The organism is Lunatibacter salilacus, assembly GCF_009797935.1.
Taxonomy (GTDB): Bacteria; Bacteroidota; Bacteroidia; order Cytophagales; family Cyclobacteriaceae; genus Lunatibacter; species Lunatibacter salilacus.
Genome location: NZ_VOLC01000001.1, coordinates 46,892 through 64,058, shown reverse-complemented (window position 1 = coordinate 64,058; position 17,167 = coordinate 46,892). Strand labels below are relative to the sequence as shown.

The window sequence follows — 17,167 nt, the reverse complement described above, 5'->3', positions numbered from 1 at the left end:
TCCATCTCCATGATAGAGCGCTTTGGACATCTTCCGTTTTTTCACTTTCTAAAAAACCCGGCACTTCAGAATTTTATTTTTTTACTGGTCATCCAGTCATCTAACATTCTGATAACTCTTATTTCCATGCCGATCTTGATCCAGGTACTGGGCGTGGATCAATTTGGTCTGATTAGTTTGGCATTATCAGTAGTTTTTCTGGCCAATTATTTTGTTGACTTTGGCTTCAGCATCAACAGCCCCAGGGAGGTCGCCCTACTCCAAGACCAAAAACCTGAGCTTTCCCGAATTTTCTCAACCCTTTTAATTGGGAAAGTTTTGTTGGCGGGCTGCGCGTCGGGGTTGATAATTCTTCTCATCTTCCTATTTGGCTTTTTTGAGGAATACCAAACCATATTGGTGTTTTCCCTTATCCTACTATTCTCAGAAGCGACCAATATGGCTTGGTTTTTCCAGGGAATGGAAAAGCTAAAGCTCGTATCTCTTGCGAATATTGTAGCAAGAGCTATGTTTCTACTCGCCATTATCCTTTATATACAGCATCCTGATCAGGCAAAATGGGTAAATTTCACTATGGGTTCGGCCACCTTTGTTATGAACCTTGCGGTAATTTTATACGCTGTACGTTCATTTGATCTAACGTGGATAATACCAAAGGCCCGTGCTTTATTCGACTTGATGAAAGGGAATTTATCCCTCCTTCTTTCCAATTTGGCTATTTTCGTTTCCACAAAAGGTTCGATTATTATTTTAAGTTTTTTTTCTACCGCTGAAATGTTAGGGATGTTCAGCCTTGCTGAGAGGCCTGTGATGGTGATCAGGCTTATACCCAGCCTGGTAATTCAAGCCATATTTCCAAGAGCGTCCCGGTTATACCTACATGAGCCGGACAAATTCACCAGTTACGTGAAGAAGTCCTACGTTTACTGCATTGTTTTTGGACTGATAATATCTCTACTAACTTTTCTATTAGCTCCTTACATTGTCTTTCTGCTTTCGAAAAGAAACCTTCCAGAGGCTGTGTTTTTCTTAAAATTGATGGCTTTTGTTCCATTTTTGGCCAGCCTGAATGTCGTCAATATGGTGGTCTTTCTGGTGAAAAACCAGAAAAGCATTTTGATGAATGTGTCCTTTGCCCTCTGCGTGTTTATGATTTCTGTCACTGCAATATCAATTCATTTGGTTGGTCCAATGGGTGCAGCAATTGGCATACTAGCTACGGAAGCCTTCGTTTTTGTATTGGGAATTTATATAAACTATAAAAAAAACAAACCTGTATTTGATGGACTACTCCGAGGAGCCTTCCGTAGCGGTTATCTTGGTTAACTGGAACGGGTATGCTTTTACTTCCCAATGCATCAAATCACTGGAAGCTGTGACCTATACCAATTTTCATGCGATAGTGGTAGATAATGGATCCACGGACGATTCTCTCAGCCGTTTGGAAGAGGAATATACCTATCCCATTTACTTAAAAAGCCCCGAAAACCTCGGTTTCGCTGAGGGAAACAACTTAGGGATCAGATACGCCCTGGAAAAAGGCTATGACTTTATACTTCTTCTGAATAACGACACAGAGGTGGAACCGGATTTCTTGTCTCATCTTGTCGACTACATGGTTGAACACCCGGATAAGAATCTTGGCGTTGTCCAACCGTTGATCATGTTTAACCATGACCGGAAAACCATTTGGAGTGCAGGCGGTAAATTCCACAAAGCATCTGGGAACTCACAAACACTTATGGGAGGTAAAACCAATGTAGACTTGTCAATTTCTTACCCAATAGACTGGGTTACCGGATGCTGTATGTTGTTGACAGCTTCTTGCATACGTGAAACCGGACTTCTGAATGCCTCTTATTTTGCTTACTTCGAAGATGTGGATTGGTCCTTGAGGATCCGGTCTCTGGGGTATAGCCTATATTTGATACCCAAAGCAAAAGTCTATCACGAAGCTGGAGCATCTTCTAAGAAATCGCATGAAGAAGGAACACTTCATCCAATAGTATTTTACTATACGTCAAGAAATCAACTCTTTCAGATACGGCAGCATATTAGATTCCCTTACTCTTGGATCGCCTGGCCATTTCAACTTATAAAGCTGGGATTATGGATGGCATATTTTCTGCTGAGAGGAAGGCGTACAAAACTTGCGGCTGTTTTTTGGGGTATCCGTGATGGTATTTGGCTGAATCCCGAAGGAGAAATACCGGTGTCATGGAGAAGGAATTTTTTCAAATTAAGGTGACCATTTACCTGACATGATATATCCCCTTATTTTCATAGCCATTTTGATACTGGTAATCTTAGGGTTACTTTGGATTCTCAAAAAATGTGCATTTGAGGGCAAATGGGAATATGTAATATTCTTCCTTATGCTCTACCTTCCGGCATACAATACGATTCTCAGTTTAATCCTCCTGGCCACAGATTCGAGGGAAATCGTAATGGTTTTTCAGTTTTTTAAAGAAGGGGTCATCTTGTTGGGAATCGGCTCTTTCCTGCTTTTTACTAAAAACCTCACTGAATTCCCTATCCAACTCAATGCTGTCGACATTCTTTTTTTAGCCTTTCTGGGGTTGGCATTTTTTTATGTCCTAATTCCTTTAGGTGAATCTGCGCCTTTAAACAAGGTACTCTATCTTAAAAACATGTTACTCCCCGGAGCATTTTACTTTTTAGGCAGAAATACGTTTTTCAGCACTAAAGAGGAGGGTAGAGTTTTCAGGATTATCTTTTTTATCGCTTTTGCAGCATTTGTGGTTAATCTGGCGGAGAAGGCATTAGGGATCCACTTGCAAAATTTGACGGGTTACGCCTATTTCAATCTATTAGTAAATGACACACCTGTAACGGGTAACTTTGGATTGTCCTGGACGTTTGAAACGCAGGCCATGTCCAAAAGATTTGCGTCGTTTTTTTCAGATCCCTTAGAACTGGCCAGTTCTGTGCTTCTTGGCTTTTCTACCGGACTGATTTGGTATTTGACTACCAAGAGAGATTTTTCCGGGATATATTTGTTGGTGCTGGTCTGCTCTTTTGGAAGTTTGCTTTTTTCGTCATCTAGAGCTGCATTTGCTGCGTTTTTTGTCATGTTGTTTTTCATTGCTATTGTTTTTAAGTTGAAAAAGCTAATTCTACTTGCAGCGTTTTTGGTCCTCTTATTTGTAGTATGGGTTGTTTATTTGGCTCCTGAGGAATTTTATTTTTTCGTTTTGGATACCCTTACCTTCCAAAACCCATCCAGTGCGGGTCACTTGCTGGAATGGCTTCTGTCATGGAGTTCCATGCTCGAAAATCCATTGGGAATAGGTCTTGCCATGAGTGGAAATATGTCCAGTGTGGAAGAAGATTTACGGTTGGGGGGTGAAAATCAGTTTTTGATCTATGGTGTTCAACTGGGGTTTTTAGGAATGGGCCTGTATATCGCTTTGCTTTTTGCGGCCATCCTGCTTTCGATCCGCGTTTTCTACCGAACAGACGATGTCATGACAGCCCGGTTTGCTTTTGTCGGTGCCACGGTAAAAGTAGGCATGTTGTTGCCTCTATTTACTGCCAATGCGGACATGTACGGATATGTGAGTGGGGTGTCTTGGTGGATGATTGGATATGCCTTAAAATCTTATTTTCCATTAAAACTTCCCCATGACTAAGAAACGAATTTTGGTAGATACATTTTATCTATATGTGGCCCAAACGGGCATACGTACTTATATTCGGACTTTTTGTGGGCAAGCAGAATCACAGGTGCTTGAAGATGTCACTTATATTTTCACTCCAGACTGGAAGAAGGCAGAGAAGAATATGTTTTTTAAGGGAAAGACCTCCAAGTGGAAGAACTGGCTTTTTCAGGGGATCTATTTTTTTAGAAAATTGATTATCCTTCCTGTCTTGTCCTATTGGCACCGGGCGGATGTTGTGTTTTCCCCGGATATCCTTTCACCTATTTGGTCCAGAGGAACAAAGGTATCAGTAATTCATGATGCGTTTTTTTGGGAAAACCCAACTCATTATAACAGCAAGTGGTTGCGCATTTTTATTTTTTTCCTTTATAGAGGATTGAAGCGAAATACCACAGTGGTGACCATAAGTAATTATTCGAAAAGACAATTAAGGAAATATCTTCCATTTCCAGCGTTGCCCATCATTGTGGTGTATCCCGCAACACATTTTAAGGCTTCGGAGATAGCCCCAATTTCCTCCCCGCCCGTTGCTGGGCCGTACTTTTTACATGTTGGGGTGATGGAAAAAAGGAAGAATTTGCCTCTATTGGCAAAAGCTCTGGCAATTTTGGTTCAAAAGCCACAATTTACAACCTATAAATTGGTGTTACTTGGCCAAAGGGGCCCCCGGGAAGAGTTGGATGATTATGATGAGATCATGACTGCTATCTCTGACTTGGGTATAGAAGCGCATGTAGTGTTTCCCGGATATGTAGATGAGTCGACGATGGCGGGATATTATCAGCATGCTGTTGCCTATCTCTTTCCTTCCCTAAGTGAGGGATTTGGTATGCCGATTTTGGAGGCGTTTTCTTATCGTTTGCCGGTGATTGTCTCCAATCAAGGAGCCTTGGTTGAGATAGGGGGCAATGCTGTCTTGGAGGTGGAGGATACAACTCCCGAGGGCTTTGCCAACGCTATGGAAGTTATTGCAACCAATCCGAACTATAGAGAAGAGTTAGTCCAAAACGGTTTAGAGCGGTTAAAGAAATTTTCCGAAGTAAATTTTCTTCAATCTCTACATGCCTGTTTTGTAAGGGATATAGAAAAAAACCCAAGGTAATATTTGGACATCCATATTTTTAGAATTTTTCTTTAGCGCCGTATTTTAATGCTATTGTTTACGGGTGACCGCTGGGTAGATATATTTTCAATCGAAGTTAAATTCCAAAGGAGGGTTTTATCCACTTTCAGGTGAGTGAATTCGTATAATTAATTATTTATAATCGATTTTAAAAATATGACGGCAATAAAAGCCTGTTGGGGGTGCGGAAACACGGGAAGTTTTAGGTATTTCAAGGCCTTTGAAAGGATGTATGGCTTAAAGCAGGAATTTTTATATTTCGAATGTCCAAAATGCCGATCAATTCAGATTGACGAAACTCCAGAAAACTTAGGGGATTTTTATTCTACCGATTATTATGCGTTCACTCCATTAAATCGGAGCAGTCCCATTAAAATTGTTTTAAAAAAATGGAGATGGAAGCTATTCAAATCCAATATAATTAAATGGAAAATTCCTGAATATTATGATTGGATTAAAAATTTGAATATTCTGCCTGAAAGCAAAATAGCGGATATTGGCTGCGGGAATGGACAATTACTTTATGAAATGCGATCCTGTGGATTTACCAACCTCTATGGATACGATCCCTTTTTACAGGAAGAGTACGACGAATCCGGCTTGAAAATGATAAAAACTGATTTTATGTCCCTTGATTTGCAATTTGATGCGGTGATGCTGCATCATTCTTTTGAGCACATGTCTGACCCCACAAAAGTTATGGAGAAACTGTCAACTTTGCTTAAGAAAGGCGGAGAGCTATTGGTTCGGGTGCCAGTTTCAGATTCCCAAATTTGGCAAGAGGAAGACATTAATTGGTTTCAACTTGATGCACCCAGACATTTATTTATCCCAAGTGTAAGGTCATTGAAAGCAATGGGCGATAAATTTGGATTAAAACTCAAGAAATTAATCTTTGACAGTAACGAATTTCAGATTTTAATTACAAAGCATTACAAAAAAGGAGGGAGCTTGGTGAATTTCAGTATTGAGAGTTTCACCTCCGAAGAGATCACGCAAGCCATGGAAATGGCAAAGAAATACAATGAAAAGGAAGTTGGTGATCAGGCTTGCTTTTATTTTGAAAAATTGTAATGGGGTTTGAGGATATTATTTTTTTTAGAAGATTTGGGGAAAGGTAACCCTCCCAAGGATGAAAAACGACAAAGATCTTCGCTAAAGATAACTTTTTCCTATCTTTGCAAAATTATTCCAAAAAACATTGAATGGCAGGTAATTTAGACAAAGCGCTGACCTCCATGACAGGCATTGATCTGGCAGGACGATTTGGTCAGGGCTGGGATTCAATTTCCACTTTTGGAGTAATATTTAGGATGGGGATTTGGTGGATACGTGGATGTTTTTCAAGACTTCGATTTGGTTCATCTGCCGGATTGATGCTCTTGGTGGGGAAAAACGTAACCATAAGGCAGCCCAAATATCTTCATGTCGGCAGTAATTTTATAGCTCAGGATAATTGTGAAATCAACTGTCTTTCGGAAAAGGGGCTGACATTTGGGGATAAGGTGACGGTGGGGAGTTATTCCATAATCAGACCAACGAACCTATATGGGGGTCCCCCTGGTATCGGTTTGAAGATCGGTAACAATTCCAGCATCGGTCCATACAGCTATATAGGATGTTCGGGGTATATAGAAATTGGGAATAATGTGATGATTTCGCCAAGAGTAAGTATTTATTCTGAAAACCATGTGTTCGATGATCCGGCTATCCCCATGATAGAGCAGGGGGTTAATAGAAGTTTTGTGATCATTGAGGATGATTGCTGGATAGCCTCCCATTCGGTGATTTTGGCTGGTGTAAGAATAGGTAGAGGTTCGGTGGTTGGCGCGGGCAGTGTCGTTACCAAAGATGTGCCGCCATTTTCGATAGTGGCTGGAAATCCTGCCAAGATAATCAAGCCAAGAAAAAATTAATAAACCCTTAGGAAATTGTGTATTATAATCCCGTACCGATTCCATTACTCAGGGCGGGAAAATGTAAATAATTAAGTTTTATTCCTTATGCGTTTTATTTTTTCCAAAGGTCAATCTATTGTGTTGTATGCCTCATAGAATTCTTATGTTACATGGATCCTCAGATTTGTATGGGGCCAGCAAGATATTCTTGTTTACGGCACAGGCTTTGATTCTTCAAGGTCATCATGTGGTGGTTTGCTTATCAGAGGATGGCCCCTTGGTGAAGGGACTTCAATCAGTGGGTGCGGATGTCCGCATTATCCGGTTGGGAATCGTGCGGAGAAAATATATGAACCTAGCAGGAATGATAAACAGGCTGGGAGTACTTTGGAAGGCAAATAGCAAACTTACGACTATTCTCAGGACTGAGACAATTTCACTGGTGTATTCCAATACGGCAGCGGTATGGATTGGTGCTTGGATAAGTAAGCGGCAGAAGCTTCCGCATTATTGGCATTTGCACGAAATCATCCAACATCCCAGGTGGTTTTCCAGATTCCTGAAAAAACTCGTTTATAACTATTCAGATAAAATTCTGGTAGTATCTAGGGCTGTGAAAGATCATTGGCAGGTTGATTTGCCATCAGGGAAGTTTGAACTCATATATAATGGGATCGATTATGAGCCGTATTTGCATGCTGGTAAATCACTGAGAAAGGAGTTGGCTATTCCTGAAAACACCTGTGTTATTGGTATGATCGCCAGGGTTAGTCCGTGGAAGGGACAACAATACTTTTTGGAAATTGCGAAAGAATTAAACAAAAAGTTCATAAATTTAATTTTTATTATGACAGGTGACGCTTTTCCCGGCTCTGAATACATATATAAAGAAATTAAAGACAAAATCAACAACGATAATTTAAACAAATTCGTCATTGATTTGGGATTTAGAACGGATGTTCCGGATGTTTTAGCTACCATGGATGTCTTAGTTTTGCCGTCAATACTTCCTGATCCATTTCCTACCGTGATTTTGGAAGGAATGGCAGCCGGTAAACCAGTCGTAGCTACGGCTCATGGAGGGGCTCCCGAAATGTTGGTGGATCAAAAGAGTGGCTATTTGATTCCGTGGGACGACGCACCTGAAGCTGTCCGAATTATGTCGCCTTTGATCGAAAATATAATCCTAAGGCGGGAAATGGGAGTATTTAACAAAAATAGAGTATTAACTAATTTTTCCTTAACGTCTTTTCAAGAAAATATCGCAAGTGTTTTTCAGAAAAGATAATGATTAATCAGTATGTCAAAAGATAGCAAACCTATGCGGGTAGCCATTTTGGGAACGAGAGGATATCCTTTTGTTTATAGTGGATATGAAACGTTTGTCAAAGAAATGGGCGAGAGATTGGTGAGCAGAGATGTAGAAGTGACCGTATACTGTCATAGTCCTTTGTTTAAGGAAAAGCCAAAAATGGTGAATGGTATTCATTTGGTATATATTCCAAGCATAGAAACGAAGTCACTCAGTCAATTGACAAGCTCCTTTTTCTCATTTATCCATGTCTGTTTTTCCAAGGCCGACGTAGTCTTTGTCGCCAACAGTGCCAATGGGCCTTTTGGAATTTTCACAAAAATATTCGGCAAGCCCTCCGTGATTAATGTGGACGGCTTGGAATGGCTAAGACCTAAATGGAAAGGATTGGGTTCTTGGTATTACAAGATGGCATCCAGGTTAGCAACAAAACTTTTTGATCAGGTTATTACCGATTCAGATGAAATGCAACGGATTTATTTGGAGCTATTCAATGCCCCCTCCAAAATGATCGCATATGGTGCCAACCCTCGGATGAACTCGGATGAGACGCTTATCGAGCAATGGAACCTTGAACCAGAATCTTATTTTTTGATTGTAGGACGGCTTATCCCGGATAATAACTCGGATTTGATTGTCAAGGGATTTTTGAAGTCAAGCTCCAAAAGGAAATTGGTTGTGGTAGGCGATGTGCCCTATCAAGATCAGTTTGCAACAAAGATGAAAGGGATTCCCGATGATCGGTTGGTATTTACCGGATACGTCAAAGACGCCGACGCCCTTGCCTCCCTGTATCACAATTGCTATGCGTATTTTCACGGGCACGAATATGGTGGAACCAACCCAGCCATGCTAAAAGCATTGGGATATGGGTGTGCTATCCTTGCTTTGGATACACCCTTTAATCAAGAAATGCTTCAAGACGGAAAGTACGGATGGTACTTTGAAAAAAACATCCCTTCCGTAGTGAAAATCGTTGAAGCAGCGGAAAAGGTACCGGAAAAAATGGGGATTCTCAGGGAGAAGTCCAGGGATGGTCTCGTTCAGAAGTATAACTGGGATTTTGTTACGGATGAATATGAAACCCTCTTCAAAAAGCTCTGCAAACGTAAAATTGTAGAGAAATTGGTGGAAAAGAATTAAACAATCAAGGAAAAAACCCTCCAATTTTCATTGAAAGGGTTTTTTAAATGTCCTTAACCTGACTTTAGATTTTCATCAACGCCTCAAGAAACCCCATGTTTTCTCCACGTTTTTTGAGAACCAATGTTGGAATATCATCATTAAGTTGAATAAGTCTTTCTGATACCGAGCCAAGCAAAATAGCGGCGGAATTGCTTCTTCCTCTACTTCCTATGACAATAAAATCGACCTGCTCCTTTTCAGCCAGTTTTATTATATAATTAGCTTCACTTTTATCGTCTTTCAATATGAATTCACAGGAAATATCTCCAAGACCAGCCTTTTCGATGAATTTTTTGAAATCTTTTTTGGCATGTTCCAACATTACCTTTGCAAATTCACTATGGGATTTTCCAGTTTTGGAATAGCCGGCTGGAATCTCGTACAAATGGCAACATAGAATTTTAGCATGGATTCCCTTGGCTATAGAATGGGCGAGTTCCAGAGTCATTAATGAATAGTCGGAGAAATCCACCGGAACTAATATTCGGTTTATTTCATGGACGTTGGCCTTTTCCGGGATGAAGAGAATGGAGGTTGGGGCCCGCTGCGCCAAATTTTTGGCAAGCGTTCCGGAACCTAGGTCTACCGATTTTCTACCCATTACCAAAAGATCCACATCTTTGATCTTGCACCATCTCAGAATGGTTTCCATTGGGTTTCCCTCTTTCACAAGGACCTCATAGGGGATTTCCTTCATCCCTGCTACTTTTACTTCATGTTCGATCCCCGCGCGAATAGTTTCATCCGCAGGGGCCAACAAATCTGGATAGGTTTTTTTGATATCCTCCGGTATGGACAAGTCTTTGGAAACATGAACAAAATAAATTTTCTCTGTATCAAAGACAGCTATCATGTGCTTTATATTCATCAATATAGTCTCATCCATAGAACTGAGATCCATACCGATCATGATTTTTTTGAAGTGTTTCATCTGTTTATATTTTGTTTTTCAGCGGTCATAACTTGCCCCGTACCTAAGGTCGGGATAGCCTGTCCCGAATTTATTCGGGAGAATCTCGTCATGCTCGATTTCATCAGGCTATTTGTAAAGTTTCTTCAATTTAAGTGATTACCCAAAACTTTTAACGCAGAGTTCCATATTTTGTGGGAAAAATTGTTTGAGGTCGGTTTTTTTGGTTTTCATTTGTCATTTAGAAAAAGGAAAAATACGATTTAAAAGGTTCTATGGCCAAAACATTAGGGAAATATTTTATAGCGATTGTGCCGGAAGGTGAAATCCAAGAAAAGTCCACTGCGCTTAAGATGGTTCTGAAAGACACCTATGGAATCCGGTACGGATTACGTTCTCCCGCGCATGTTACGCTTAAGATGCCCTTTCTTTGGAATGAAAAAAAAGAATCCGAGCTTTCGGGCAAATTGAGTCGTTTTTTTGAAGGGAAATTACCTTTTGAGATTCATTTTAAGGGAGTGGATACCTTTGGAAAACGGGTTATTTTTTCCAGAGTGAAGAAAAATCCTGCTCTCAATAAGCTGCAGGAGGATGTGATTATGTATTGTAAGACCATCTTAAAGCAGGATATAGAGTTAAGCGATCGGATTTATACCCCCCACATGACGATAGCCTTCAAAGATTTGAAGGAAGCCAATTTCTCAGAATACCTCGATACCGCAAAGAAGATGTCCCTCAATGAGAGATACATCGTAAATCGGGTTGCATTGCTCAAAAAGGAAGGTGGGAAGTGGTCAGTTTGCGGGACTTTCGCCATGGGATCCGCTTCAGTTTAAAAAACAAAACTAATGGTATGATTTTCTCTCCGAGGATATCCTAGAACCGCAATTCACCTTCCGGCTTGTCAACGGTAGTAATAATGCTTTTGGGACGCTGGTCAACATAAAAATTGACGATGTTTTGTTGGGTAGGGAATTCACCTGTAAGAATCGTATTCATGACCATAACTTCTCTGGGCCTGGGAACATTTGTGGATTCAAAATAGAACCAGGCCGCATCCTCTTCAACCTCATGCCCCAAATATTCAAGGGAAATTAACTGGCCGTTGACGTGTATTTTATTCTGATCCAAAAGATATTCACGCACCATTTCATCCAGTAGGATACGGTCGGAAGTGTTGAGAAAATCCACTTGGGTTTTATATTTTCTCGACAAAGCGACTTCAAGGTCATCCCAGAATATTTTTTGGGCAATTTCCAATCGTTGTTCATCAGCTTTATATACCATGTCTGTCAGACTGATATAAAATGGATGTACCGTAAACAGCCCAAACAAGCTAACGACTGACAAGTAAAAAGAAAGCATTTGGATCATTAAAATTTATTGAATATGTGAAATATGCATTAATATTACGACAAAAATCCGATTCGGATTGACTTTCAACCACCCAATTGCATGAATCAATTTCAATTATATTTTAAATTAGGTTACCAACATATATTAGACCTAGCGGGTTTTGACCATATTCTCTTTGTGATCGCACTCTGCGTCATATACCTGATGAGAGATTGGAAAAAGATCCTGATTTTAGTAACCGCTTTTACTATTGGACACTCCCTTACCTTGGCCCTCGCCACGTTGAGGGTTGTTAAAGTAGACACTGACCTTGTGGAATTTTTGATTCCTGTGACCATTGCCTTAACTTGTCTTACCAATATTTTAAAACCCAAACCGGCAGGAGGCAACGGCTATGTGCAGCTTAATTATGCTCTTGCCTTGTTTTTCGGACTGATACATGGATTGGGATTTTCGAATTACCTGAGTGCCTTGCTTGGTAAGGAATCCTCAATCTTTCAACCGCTCCTAGCCTTCAATATCGGACTTGAAGTAGGGCAGCTTGTTATCGTGTCGATTTTCCTCATCGTATCTTCCCTGATGGTGGGGATTCTTGGAGTGAAACGCAAGGAATGGATTCTGATAATATCCTCTATTGTCCTGGGGATGTCCCTAATGATGATATTGGAAAATCGGTATTGGTAGATGTAGAAAAAATCTTACGGGAAATTGATTTGTATGAAAACTGGTTGTTATTGATTCTTTTCGTTTTCTAAATTTTGATTATTTTATTAGGTAGGGTTAAAATGAAGGCAAATTTGCGAAAATAATGACCCAAATTGGAAACTGTGGTTATTGTATTTGTTTTTGATTGAAACAGAATGGTGAACTTGAGGTTTATTGATTAAATTGCAGCTTAGTAAAATACAAAGGAAGGATCGCCTTTCATTTCTGAATATTATTTGAGAATACCATACGTATGAAAAAACTGATTATTTTAATTTTGTTTGTGACAGGTGTATCCTTCACAGGTTCTGCCCAAATCGATGAACAAAGACATGGCGTACGCTTTGAGCAACTAGGCACCAAGCTTCGGACTCCTAACGTATATAGAAACGCAGCTGGAGCCCCTGGGCACATGTACTGGCAGCAACAAGCCGATTATGATATTGAAGTGACCCTCAATGACGAAAATCAGTCCATTACAGGTACAGCAAATATCAATTATATAAACAATTCCCCAGATGCCTTGGATTACCTCTGGGTACAACTGGACCAGAATCAGCGTGCAAAAGATTCTGAAACTCATAAAATGGCCACCAATAAAATTGAACCCCAAATGAGCCTACGGCAATTGCAGGGAATTTTGTGGCACGATCAGGATTTGGGCTATAAAATCACCTCTGTCACCAATGGTTCCGGACAGGATATTCCCGTAACAGTAAATCGTACCATGATGCGCATGGACCTTGCCGCACCCCTGCTGCCTGGAGAGAATTTTGAATTTAAAATTGACTGGAGCTTCAATATCCATGACAGGATGAGCTTCATCGGAGGTAGACCGGGATATGAATTCTTTGAAAAGGATGGGAACTACCTCTATACGATGGCGGAATGGTTTCCGCGGATGGCTGTTTATTCCGATTTTGAAGGATGGCAGAATATGCAGTTTGTCGGATCAGGAGAATTTGCTCTTGTCTTCGGGAACTATGAAGTGAAAATTACCGTACCCGCCGACCATATGGTGGGGGCTACCGGTGTTTTGCAGAATCCACAGGAAGTATTAAGTAATACAGAAATGGACCGATGGAATCAGGCAAAGACCAGTTTTGAAAACCCAGTTGTCATCAGGACCCAGTCAGAAGCTGAGCGACTTGAAAAGAAGCGGGAAAAAGCCACCAAAACGTGGATTTTCGCCGCAGAAAATGTAAGGGACTTCGCTTGGACCTCTTCCAGAAAGTTTATTTGGGACGCAATGGCCGTTAAAATTGGGGATAAGGATGTTATGGCCATGTCGTATTACGGTAAGGAAGGCAACCCGCTTTGGGAGCAATACTCCACCTTGGCTGTAGCCCATACCCTTCGCTCTTATTCTAGCAGGACCTTTGATTACCCCTATCCAGTGGCGATTTCCGTCGAGGCAACAAATGGCATGGAATACCCCATGATATGCTTCAACTATGGCAGGCCCGATGAAGATGGAACGTATTCAGATGCGATAAAATACGGAATGATCTCAGTCATCATCCATGAAGTAGGACACAACTTCTTCCCGATGATTGTCAATTCAGACGAAAGGCAGTGGACCTGGATGGATGAGGGGTTGAATACCTTCTTGCAGTTTTTGGCTGAGCAGGAGTGGGATAGGGATTATCCTTCCAGAAGAGGAGCCCCCCACAAGATTGTTCCCTATATGAAGATGGAAAAAAACTTCTTAGAGCCCATCATGACCAACTCGGAAAACATTATTGCCTTAGGCCCAAACGCCTATGCAAAACCGGCAACGGCACTAAATATTTTGAGGGAAACCGTTATGGGGAGGGAGTTGTTTGACTATGCGTTTAAGCAATATGCCCAACGTTGGATGTTCAAACACCCTACTCCCGATGATTTCTTCCGAACGATGGAAGATGCTTCAGCGGTTGATTTGGATTGGTTTTGGAGAGGTTGGTTTTACGGAACCGAACCTGTTGATATTTCCATTGAAGAGGTGAAATGGTTTAAAATCGATTCTAAGAACCCAACAGAATCAAAAGCCCGCGATAGAGAAGCGTTTGAGCTGGAGGAAACTTACCTTACCAAAGAGCGGAATAAAACAGATGTTCCCCAGACTGTTGTTGAGGCCAATCCTGCAGCAAGGGATTTCTATAACAGCTACGATCCGTTTCGGGTAGGGCCTGCTGACGAAAAGCAATATCAGGATTTCTTGAAAAGCTTGTCTGCTGAGGAAAGGGATTTATTGAATAGTGGTTTGAACTTTTACGAAGTGAAATTGAAAAATATAGGCGGACTAGTGATGCCAGTCATTTTAGAGTTTAAGTATACAGACGGGACCTCCGAAATCGAAAGGCTCCCTGCCCAGATTTGGCGATTGGATGAATACGAGGTTACCAAGGTATTCGGGAAGACCAAAGAAGTGGCTGAAATCGTTTTGGATCCTTTACGGGAAACGGCCGATATTGATGAGTCAAATAACTATTGGCCTGGAAAACCTACCCCTTCACGGTTTGAACTATTCAAACGATCTACTCCTCCAAGAGGTACATCAAGAGGTCAGAATCCAATGCGGGATAGTAGGAATTAACTTTCAATGATTGGGTTCTCCGGGAATAGTGTTCACGGAGAACCCAATCATTGAATTTTTTTGGTTAGCTTTTCGTGGGCGGCAATTACAAAACATTGAGCGTAAGAATTGTGTTGGGGTCAATTTCTCTGAATCTTTGATGATTTGTCCGAGCCAGCGACTGAAAAATTAGTAAGAGAAGGATATAAAGAAGAAATAGTTTTCCAAGGAGAAGAAAGAGAGTGGGAAATGTACTGGAAATCATTGGATTACGTATGGATTGGAAGAGAAAAATTGAATAACGATATTTAGGACATTAGTTTTTTTTTTTATTTTCAGTTGCAATATACAGGCAATAAATGAAGCCTGACAGCACCATTATAAAGGCGAAATTGCTCCAAGTTTAATCCAAGCTGTAAACAAATCTATCAACAAAAAAAAGGCCACTCGGAATTATATTCCGAGTGGCCTTTTGCATTTCTAAGAGGCTTATATAAAACTACTCCTTTGTAGCAAAATCCGGATAAGCATGCATGCCGTGTTCATTGATATCCAAGCCTTCCAGTTCTTCCTGTTCGTCGACCCGGATTCCGGTGGTTTTCTTCAACGTATATAAAACAATAAAGGTAAAGGCGACACAAAATGCCCCAATTGCCCCAATTCCAATCAGTTGTGAAATTATCTGCGACATTCCTGCCAGGTCTCCAAAAATTCCTACCGCCAGTGTACCCCAAATACCGCAAACCAAGTGCACGGAGATGGCACCAACTGGATCGTCTATCCTTACCTTATCAAATAAAAGAACACCAAACACAACCAACATACCGCCAATAAACCCGATTACGGCAGCTTCCCAAGGAGCCATCATATCCGCTCCGGCGGTGATGCTTACCAATCCGGCTAAAATCCCGTTTAATACCATGGTGATGTCATAAGCTTTGAATTTGGCATACGACGCAAACAAGGCCCCGAAAGCACCAGCAGACGCCGCAATTGCGGTTGTGACAAACACAAGGGAAACGGTACCTGGAGCAGCGGACAATACAGACCCTCCATTAAAGCCAAACCAACCAAACCAAAGCAGGAATACACCAAAAGTAGCTAACGGAAGGTTGTGACCGGGAATGGCGTTGATTTTATTGTCTTTGTATTTACCAATTCTTGGGCCCAAAAGATATGCGCCAATAACCGCACCCCATCCACCAACTGAATGCACAAGAGTAGAACCCGCAAAATCATAAAAAGGAGTGGAAAGTGTTTCCAAAAAACCACCGCCCCATTTCCACATGCCTACAATCGGATAACAAATGCCTACGTATAATAAGGAAAAGAATATAAACGGACCAAGTTTTATCCGTTCTGCAACTGCTCCGGACACGATGGTAGCCGCAGTGGCGGCAAACATGGCCTGAAATATAAAATCCGTATAAAAGGTGTAGCCTTCGGAATAATTGGATGTGTCCCATCCGTCAGGAAGACTAAGTCCCAAACCGGAAAGTCCAAAAAAGCCACCTTCGAATGCCTCTCCGGGATACATAAGGTTGAAACCTATAAAACCATATGTAAGAATTCCCAAGGCGGGAATGATGGTATTTTTAAAAAGAATATTGACTGTATTTTTAGCGCGGGTCAGTCCGGCCTCCAATGCGGCAAAACCCAGGTGCATGATGAAGACCAAAATGGTGGCTACCATCATCCAAAGGTTGTTAATAGTAAATAGTTCTTGGTTCATAATTTATGCTTTTTTAAAGATGGTTTGAAAGATGGGGTGATTAATAAAGTGATTAAAGGGCATCCTCTCCGATATCCTCGTTTCTAATCCGGAAGGCTTTTTCTACATTATAGACGAAGATTTTACCATCGCCAACCTGTCCGGTTCTTCCTTCGCGGAGGATGCATGAGATCACAGCTTCTTCCAAATCATCAGGTACCACAATTTCAAGCTTGGTTCTGGGGATGAATGTGGGCTCATATGCCACACCACGGTACTGCTGGGTTTTGGCATGCTGTAGACCCATCCCTTTCACTTCAAAGAAAGTCAGGAAGTTTACTCCCAGTCCCGAAAGGCAGGCATGTATCTCGTCAAATTTTGAGGTTCTGATTAAGGCTTCGATTTTTTTCATTTTATCAACTGGATTTAAGGTTCTTTAATAATTTGGGCTAGGAATCATATATTTTTTGACAATAATAGAAAATATGGTTGATAAAACAATCAATATAAACTGAAAAAGTTAAATTTAGTTGAAAATAGGGTTTAATAATAACCATACAATTCATTTTAAGAGATTCGAGATCACAGATTTTACCAAATTGGCAGAATTAGGTTCAGTTCAAGTTTTTGCGATAGGAGCCGGAGGGTTAGTTCAAATTTCTAGGTTTTACATCCATCCAAAAAATTGATGAAGTTGGAAAGAGAAATCCGATTATCGGTTATCTTT

Annotated in this window: 15 protein-coding genes; 11 read left to right on the top strand and 4 right to left on the bottom strand. The window is 40.9% G+C overall.

Features of this window, described 5'->3' with window-relative positions; genetic code table 11:
* Positions 1-9: 9 nt before the first annotated feature.
* The 8 genes from FQ608_RS00295 to FQ608_RS00260 all read left to right on the top strand — a co-directional run bounded on the left by FQ608_RS00295 (position 10) and on the right by FQ608_RS00260 (position 9,159).
* Entirely contained in the window at positions 10-1,326 is a 1,317-nt protein-coding gene (locus tag FQ608_RS00295; RefSeq protein WP_158855810.1) for an oligosaccharide flippase family protein, read from the top strand.
* Complete coding sequence (locus FQ608_RS00290) at positions 1,283-2,248, top strand: glycosyltransferase family 2 protein (RefSeq protein WP_158855809.1); 966 nt, start codon at positions 1,283-1,285, stop codon at positions 2,246-2,248. Before FQ608_RS00295 ends, FQ608_RS00290 begins: the two co-directional genes overlap by 44 nt.
* A gap of 13 nt (positions 2,249-2,261) precedes the next feature.
* Entirely contained in the window at positions 2,262-3,653 is a 1,392-nt protein-coding gene (locus FQ608_RS00285; RefSeq protein WP_158855808.1) for an O-antigen ligase family protein, read from the top strand.
* Positions 3,646-4,785, top strand: a complete 1,140-nt coding sequence (locus FQ608_RS00280) for a glycosyltransferase family 4 protein (RefSeq protein WP_158855807.1) — start codon at positions 3,646-3,648, stop codon at positions 4,783-4,785. Before FQ608_RS00285 ends, FQ608_RS00280 begins: the two co-directional genes overlap by 8 nt.
* Positions 4,786-4,962: 177 nt before the next feature.
* A complete protein-coding gene (locus tag FQ608_RS00275) occupies positions 4,963-5,880 on the top strand; it encodes a class I SAM-dependent methyltransferase (protein WP_158855806.1) in 918 nt (305 codons plus the stop codon).
* 131 nt (positions 5,881-6,011) lie between these two features.
* Positions 6,012-6,722 (top strand): acyltransferase, encoded by a 711-nt coding sequence (locus FQ608_RS00270; protein ID WP_158855805.1) that lies wholly within the window; start codon positions 6,012-6,014, stop codon positions 6,720-6,722.
* Between the two features lie 127 nt (positions 6,723-6,849).
* Positions 6,850-7,992 carry a glycosyltransferase family 4 protein gene (locus FQ608_RS00265; RefSeq protein WP_158855804.1) on the top strand — a complete coding sequence of 381 codons (1,143 nt, stop codon included), beginning with the start codon at positions 6,850-6,852 and terminating at the stop codon, positions 7,990-7,992.
* 12 nt (positions 7,993-8,004) lie between these two features.
* The gene (locus FQ608_RS00260; protein WP_158855803.1) at positions 8,005-9,159 is read left to right on the top strand and encodes a DUF1972 domain-containing protein; all 1,155 of its coding nucleotides are present in this window, start codon (positions 8,005-8,007) and stop codon (positions 9,157-9,159) included.
* A 64-nt stretch (positions 9,160-9,223) separates the two neighbouring features.
* Here FQ608_RS00260 and FQ608_RS00255 read toward each other — a convergent pair whose 3' ends face one another.
* Complete coding sequence (locus tag FQ608_RS00255) at positions 9,224-10,132, bottom strand: universal stress protein (RefSeq protein WP_158855802.1); 909 nt, start codon at positions 10,130-10,132, stop codon at positions 9,224-9,226.
* 254 nt (positions 10,133-10,386) lie between these two features.
* Between FQ608_RS00255 and FQ608_RS00250 the strand changes: the two genes are divergently transcribed.
* Positions 10,387-10,947 (top strand): 2'-5' RNA ligase family protein, encoded by a 561-nt coding sequence (locus tag FQ608_RS00250; protein ID WP_158855801.1) that lies wholly within the window; start codon positions 10,387-10,389, stop codon positions 10,945-10,947.
* A gap of 40 nt (positions 10,948-10,987) precedes the next feature.
* On the opposite strand, the gene FQ608_RS00245 is transcribed toward FQ608_RS00250, so the two are convergent.
* Positions 10,988-11,476 carry a DUF6702 family protein gene (locus FQ608_RS00245; RefSeq protein WP_158855800.1) on the bottom strand — a complete coding sequence of 163 codons (489 nt, stop codon included), beginning with the start codon at positions 11,474-11,476 and terminating at the stop codon, positions 10,988-10,990.
* Positions 11,477-11,566: 90 nt separating this feature from the next.
* On the opposite strand from FQ608_RS00245, the gene FQ608_RS00240 reads away from it, so the two are divergent.
* Together FQ608_RS00240 and FQ608_RS00235 are read left to right on the top strand one after the other, a co-directional pair.
* On the top strand, positions 11,567-12,151 hold the full coding sequence (locus tag FQ608_RS00240; protein WP_158855799.1) for a HupE/UreJ family protein: 585 nt from the start codon (positions 11,567-11,569) through the stop codon (positions 12,149-12,151).
* Between the two features lie 274 nt (positions 12,152-12,425).
* The gene (locus tag FQ608_RS00235; RefSeq protein WP_158855798.1) at positions 12,426-14,750 is read left to right on the top strand and encodes a M1 family metallopeptidase; all 2,325 of its coding nucleotides are present in this window, start codon (positions 12,426-12,428) and stop codon (positions 14,748-14,750) included.
* Positions 14,751-15,228: 478 nt separating this feature from the next.
* Here FQ608_RS00235 and FQ608_RS00230 read toward each other — a convergent pair whose 3' ends face one another.
* Positions 15,229-16,461, bottom strand: a complete 1,233-nt coding sequence (locus FQ608_RS00230; RefSeq protein ID WP_158855797.1) for an ammonium transporter — start codon at positions 16,459-16,461, stop codon at positions 15,229-15,231.
* 52 nt (positions 16,462-16,513) lie between these two features.
* Positions 16,514-16,852, bottom strand: a complete 339-nt coding sequence (locus FQ608_RS00225) for a P-II family nitrogen regulator (protein WP_158855796.1) — start codon at positions 16,850-16,852, stop codon at positions 16,514-16,516.
* Positions 16,853-17,167 lie beyond the last annotated feature (315 nt).

Excerpts from the sequence above, each read along its gene's own strand:
- FQ608_RS00295 (WP_158855810.1), top strand. The coding sequence starts at position 10 with ATGATAGAGCGCTTTGGACATCTTCCGTTTTTTCACTTTCTAAAAAAC.
- FQ608_RS00290 (WP_158855809.1), top strand. The coding sequence starts at position 1,283 with ATGGACTACTCCGAGGAGCCTTCCGTAGCGGTTATCTTGGTTAACTGG.
- FQ608_RS00285 (WP_158855808.1), top strand. The coding sequence starts at position 2,262 with ATGATATATCCCCTTATTTTCATAGCCATTTTGATACTGGTAATCTTA.
- FQ608_RS00280 (WP_158855807.1), top strand. The coding sequence starts at position 3,646 with ATGACTAAGAAACGAATTTTGGTAGATACATTTTATCTATATGTGGCC.
- FQ608_RS00275 (WP_158855806.1), top strand. The coding sequence starts at position 4,963 with ATGACGGCAATAAAAGCCTGTTGGGGGTGCGGAAACACGGGAAGTTTT.
- FQ608_RS00270 (WP_158855805.1), top strand. The coding sequence starts at position 6,012 with ATGGCAGGTAATTTAGACAAAGCGCTGACCTCCATGACAGGCATTGAT.
- FQ608_RS00265 (WP_158855804.1), top strand. The coding sequence starts at position 6,850 with ATGCCTCATAGAATTCTTATGTTACATGGATCCTCAGATTTGTATGGG.
- FQ608_RS00260 (WP_158855803.1), top strand. The coding sequence starts at position 8,005 with ATGTCAAAAGATAGCAAACCTATGCGGGTAGCCATTTTGGGAACGAGA.
- FQ608_RS00255 (WP_158855802.1), bottom strand. The coding sequence starts at position 10,132 with ATGAAACACTTCAAAAAAATCATGATCGGTATGGATCTCAGTTCTATG.
- FQ608_RS00250 (WP_158855801.1), top strand. The coding sequence starts at position 10,387 with ATGGCCAAAACATTAGGGAAATATTTTATAGCGATTGTGCCGGAAGGT.
- FQ608_RS00245 (WP_158855800.1), bottom strand. The coding sequence starts at position 11,476 with ATGCTTTCTTTTTACTTGTCAGTCGTTAGCTTGTTTGGGCTGTTTACG.
- FQ608_RS00240 (WP_158855799.1), top strand. The coding sequence starts at position 11,567 with ATGAATCAATTTCAATTATATTTTAAATTAGGTTACCAACATATATTA.
- FQ608_RS00235 (WP_158855798.1), top strand. The coding sequence starts at position 12,426 with ATGAAAAAACTGATTATTTTAATTTTGTTTGTGACAGGTGTATCCTTC.
- FQ608_RS00230 (WP_158855797.1), bottom strand. The coding sequence starts at position 16,461 with ATGAACCAAGAACTATTTACTATTAACAACCTTTGGATGATGGTAGCC.
- FQ608_RS00225 (WP_158855796.1), bottom strand. The coding sequence starts at position 16,852 with ATGAAAAAAATCGAAGCCTTAATCAGAACCTCAAAATTTGACGAGATA.